This is a genomic window from Moorena sp. SIO4A1 (assembly GCF_010672065.1).
In the GTDB taxonomy this organism is placed as follows: domain Bacteria; phylum Cyanobacteriota; class Cyanobacteriia; order Cyanobacteriales; family Coleofasciculaceae; genus Moorena.
The window spans coordinates 1-1,136 of the sequence record NZ_JAAHHX010000956.1; the positions used below are offsets into that span (position 1 = coordinate 1).

Consider the following 1,136-nt stretch of genomic DNA (forward strand, 5'->3'; position numbering starts at 1 on the left):
GGTGTCGTAAATTGTCGGTGTGATCGAGTCTTTATAGGCTTTTCCTTCTTCCCAGATAGTGTAAATACTTTTACCTTGCTCCCGGGGCTGGGAATAGTAGTTGTCTGTGGATAGCTGTAAATTTTGGTTCATTTGTTTTACCATTAGCGTTTGGGATTCTTAGTATGTGGTAGGATTCCCTTATCCACGCTGACCATTGATGTATTCTGCTGTAATGGAATGTTGGGGATTCTGGAAGATTTGCTCGACTGGGCCAAATTCAATTAAGCGTCCACAGCCAGACTGAACCCAAAATAATCCTACATAGTCTGCAATCCGTCGAGCTTGAGCCAGGTTGTGGGTGACAATCACCACAGTGTATTTCCCCCGCAAACTAGCAATCAAGTCTTCCACAACCCCACTAGAAATGGGGTCTAGGGCACTACAAGGCTCATCCATCAAAATAATTTCTGGAGCCAAAGCGAGGGTACGGGCGATGCAAAGACGTTGTTTTTGGCCTCCAGAGAGGCGCAATGCTGAGGCTGTCAGCCTATCTTTGACTTCGTCCCAGAGCTTAACATTTCTAAGCACCCTCTCAACAATTCCATTAATTTTCCGACGGTCTGTAATACCATGCTCCTTCAACGGAAAAGCAATATTTTTCCAGATTGAGAATGGGAAAGGATTTGGTTTCTGCAAAACCGTCCCAATCCGACGGCGGAGAGCGATAGTATCAGTTTTAGGGTGAAGAATATTGGAATCACCCAACCAAACATTACCATAAACTAGGCAGTTGGGGATCAGATCGATTAAGCGATTGAGACAATACAAAAAGCTGGTCTTGCCACAACCAGATGGGCCAATTAAGGCAGTGATAGAACCCTGGGTAATTGACAGGGTAATATCCTCTAGTGCCTGTTTCGAACCATAGTATAAACTGAGCCGATCCGTGGATAAACAAGGATTGCCCCAGTTGTTGATAGAAGCAGAGATGACTGGTTTTGCCTGGGATGAAAACTGACTCATTTATTATGTTAGTTATGATACATTTTTACTCCTGAAGACTGCGATCATGCCATTGCTTCCCTAGGTAAATCGCTGTGGTATTGATCAACAGGATAACTATAACTAATATCACAGCCGAGGCATAGGCATTA

General features: G+C 44.0%; 1 protein-coding gene. It reads right to left on the reverse strand.

Features of this window, described 5'->3' with window-relative positions:
• Positions 1 to 180 precede the first annotated feature (180 nt).
• Positions 181 to 1,005, reverse strand: coding sequence for a phosphate ABC transporter ATP-binding protein (locus tag F6K53_RS44425; protein WP_293087314.1), 825 nt, complete (start codon positions 1,003 to 1,005; stop codon positions 181 to 183).
• Positions 1,006 to 1,136: the final 131 nt, after the last annotated feature.

Excerpts from the sequence above, each read along its gene's own strand:
- F6K53_RS44425 (WP_293087314.1), bottom strand. The coding sequence starts at position 1,005 with ATGAGTCAGTTTTCATCCCAGGCAAAACCAGTCATCTCTGCTTCTATC.